This window comes from Streptomyces sp. NPDC051172, from assembly GCF_040682555.1.
In the GTDB taxonomy this organism is placed as follows: domain Bacteria; phylum Actinomycetota; class Actinomycetes; order Streptomycetales; family Streptomycetaceae; genus Streptomyces.
The window spans coordinates 1-3,681 of the sequence record NZ_JBFBBE010000258.1 but is presented as its reverse complement, the minus strand read 5'-3'; the positions used below and the strand labels follow the sequence as shown (position 1 = coordinate 3,681).

The window sequence follows — 3,681 nt, the reverse complement described above, 5'->3', positions numbered from 1 at the left end:
GTGTGGGCGTGTGTTTTTAGTGATTTGTGTTTTGGTGTTAGGGGTGTGGGACGGGGGCGGCCAAGCGGGGGGGCCCGCGGCTCGGCCGCACGGCAGACAGGAGGGGGACCATGCAGGATCGGACACCGCCGGCACAGCCGGCGCCGCGCGTCTCGGCGCGCCGCGTCGCCGGGCTCTTCCGCCCGTACACCGGGCGGCTCACCGTGGTCCTGCTGATCGTCACCGCGTCTTCGGTGCTGGCGCTGGCACCACCGCTGATGCTCCGCGAGCTGCTGGACGTGGCCCTGCCGCAGGGGCGGACGGGGCTCCTGACGGCTCTGGCGGGCGGGATGCTCGTCCTCGCCGCCCTCGGTTCCGCGGCAGGCGTCGTCCAGTCCTATCTGACGCTGACCGTCGGCCAGCGCTTGATGAACGACCTGCGCGGGGCCGTCTACACCCACCTGCAGCGCATGTCCCTGGCCTTCTACACCCGCACCCGCACCGGTGAGATCCAGTCCCGCATCGCCAACGACGTGGGTGGCATGAGCCAGACCGTGACCACCGTGGCCGTAAGCACCGTCGGCTCGGTCACCACTCTGGTCTCGGCGCTCGTGGCGATGGTCGTCCTGGACTGGCGCCTGAGCTGTGCGTCGCTGGCCATGCTGCCCGTCTTCGTCTGGATCAGCCGATCGGTCGGCGCGGAACGGCGGGCGATCACCCGCCGCCGCCAGGGACAGCTCGCCACGCTCTCCTCGCTGGTCCAGGAGTCGCTCTCGGTCGACGGCTTCCTGCTCGGCCGGGTGCTGGGCCGCCGGGCAGCACTCACCGAGGAGTTCTCGCTCGAGTCGGAGCGCCTCACCGAACTCACCATCCGCTCCAGCATGGCAGGGCGGTGGCGGCAGTCGGTGATCCAACTGATCATGTTCGCCATGCCGATCACCATCTACTGGCTGGCCGGTCTCACCGCGTCACACGGGGTGCCCGCGCTCTCCGTCGGCACACTGGTGGCTTTCACCTCCCTGCAGCAGTCGCTCTTCGCGCCCTCGGTACAGCTGCTGCAGACCGGAGTCGCCGTGCAGAGCTCGCTCTCCCTCTTCGAGCGCGTCTTCGAGTACCTGGACCTGCCGGTGGACATCCCGGAGCCCGTGCGGCCGGCGCCCCTGCCCCGTCCGCTCGGTCACGTCCGCCTGGAAGGCGTCCGCTTCGCCTACGGGGAGCGCACGGTGCTGCGCGACATCGATCTGGACCTCCCGCCCGGCACCCACCTGGGAGTTGTGGGCGCCACAGGTGCTGGAAAGACCACCCTCGGCTACCTGGTGCCGCGCCTGTACGACCCGGTCGCCGGCCGGGTCAGCATCGACGGCATCGATGTCCGCGAACTGAGCCTGACCACCCTCACCGCCACAGTCGGCGTGGTCACCCAGCACACCTTCCTCTACCACGCGAGCATCGCGGACAACCTGCGCGCCGCCCGCCCCGGCGCCACCGACGGGGAACTGGCCGCCGCGGCTCGCGCGGCGCAGCTCCACGACCTGGTGGAGAGCCTGCCGGAGGGATACGACACCGTCGTGGGCGAGCAGGGGTACCGGTTCTCCGGCGGCGAGAAGCAGCGGCTGGCCATCGCCCGCGTGCTGCTGCGCGACCCCCGGGTGCTGGTACTCGACGAGGCCACCAGCGCGCTGGACACCCGTACCGAGCGGGCGGTCCAGGAGGCGCTGGACCGCCTGGCCGCCGGACGCACGACCATCACCATCGCGCACCGACTCTCGACCGTGCGCCACGCCGACCACATCGTCGTCCTCGACCAGGGCCGCATCGTCGAACGCGGCACCCACCCCGAACTCCTCGCCCTCGGCGGACGTTACGCCGCACTGGCCCAGTCCGCACGCGACGAAGACGCCGCCTCGGACACCTTGGTGTAGGACGCAACGAGCTTCCCGCAGTCCGGAGCCTCGCCCGGCGGCGGGCCGCCCGTGAACGCGGTGCGACAGCTCGCCGCCGCCCTCGACCACTGCCGCCCCCCGTCGAGGTGCCGCCAGCTCCGCGATCCGGACCATCACCGTAGTCACGAAGATCTCTCGGCGGGTACGGGGCCGAAGGGGAAGAGCCCCATCGACGGCCTCGGGCCACACCGTCACCGTTGGACAGCAGCATGCCGCGATCCGCGATATTGACGTGTCCTTGACCGATTCCGTCAACTTCCTTCACATTGGGCCGCGTTAGGCTCGCGAGGCGCCCTGTGTCTCCTCGATGCCGGGACGGAGTACTCGCGCCAGCACAGCCCAAGTCCGGCCAAAATCGGGAAGTTGGGGGAATCGCCATGCGCAACCGTACGAGAGCATCTGTCGTCGCCGCAGCCGCCGCATTCCTGCTCACAGCTGCCGTAGGCAACGCGGCAGCGGGCGGTGGTCAGCCGGTGAGCCTGGTGTCGCCCGGTGACCCGTATGCCGCCTGCGACATCAGCGGCGACGGGTCGGGCACCAACTACGCCTCGGCGGAGGACGAGCCGTACGTGGCCGTCAGCCCGCGGGACGCGCGGGACGCGGTCGGGATCTTCCAGCAGGACCGCTGGTCCAACGGCGGCGCCCGCGGGCTGACCGCCACCTCTACCCAGGACGGGCGGCACTTCACCGAGACGCCGCTGCCGTTCACGCACTGTGCTCCCGGCGGGCTGGACTACCAGCGGGCCTCGGACGGTTGGGTGAGCACCGGCCCGGACGGCACGGTCTACGGCAGCGGGCTGGTCTTCGACGCCACGGACGCGCGCAACGGTGTGGCCGCCTCGACGTCGTACGACGGCGGGCGCACCTGGACGCACACCTCCCCGCTGATCGACGACACGCAGGCCCAGTTCACCGACGACAAGAACTCCGTCACCGCCGACCCAGTCCGTCCGGGCGTGGCCTACCAGGTCTGGGACCGCATCGACGAGGACGACTCCGCGCAGGTCTACGACGGGCCCGCGTACATCTCCGTCACCCGCGACGGCGGGCGGCACTGGTCGAAGGCCCGCCCGTTCGTGGACACCTCCGTCGTCCGGCACTCGCAGACCATCGGCAACGTCATCGTCGTCGACCCGCGCACCGACACCCTCTACGACGTCTTCGACTGGCAGACGTACGACATCGACTACACCACCGGCACCTTCACCCCGACCGACCTGCACTTCGCCGTCGTCAAGTCGACCGACCAGGGCCGCACCTGGAGCAAGCCGGTCACCCTCGCCAAGGACACGGCCGTCGCCGAGGTCGACCCCAACGCCCCCGGCGACACGAGCAAGGCGCTGCGAGCGGGCGGCGATCTGCCCAACGTCGCGATCGACCCGCACACCGGCGAGCTGTATGTCGCCTACGAGGGCTCGGACTTCAGCGGCGGGGCCTACAACTCCGTCGAGCTGACGCATTCCACCGACGGCGGTCGGACCTGGTCCGGGCCCAAGCGGGTCAACCAGGTTGCCTCCGCGCCGGCGTTCACGCCCTCCATCACCGTCGACGGGCACGGCACGGTCGCGATCAGCTACTACGACCTGCGCTATCTCACCGCCGGGAACACGACCACCCTGCCCACCGCCGCCTGGCTGCCCACCTTCCCGTGCGGCGGCGAGGACCACCCGAGTGAGCACCGCATCTCCCGGGTCTTCGACTGGCTGCAGGCTCCCTACGCCGGGTGGGGCCACTTCCTCGGCGACTACGAGGGCCTTGC

2 protein-coding genes are annotated in these 3,681 nt (G+C 70.5%); both read left to right on the top strand.

Features of this window, described 5'->3' with window-relative positions; all coding sequences use genetic code 11:
* Window positions 1-110: 110 nt before the first annotated feature.
* A complete protein-coding gene (locus AB0N07_RS49995; RefSeq protein WP_365847534.1) occupies window positions 111-1,901 on the top strand; it encodes an ABC transporter ATP-binding protein in 1,791 nt (596 codons plus the stop codon).
* A 398-nt stretch (window positions 1,902-2,299) separates the two neighbouring features.
* The coding region (locus AB0N07_RS49990) for a sialidase family protein (protein WP_365847532.1) at window positions 2,300-3,681 on the top strand (1,382 nt) is incomplete at its 3' end.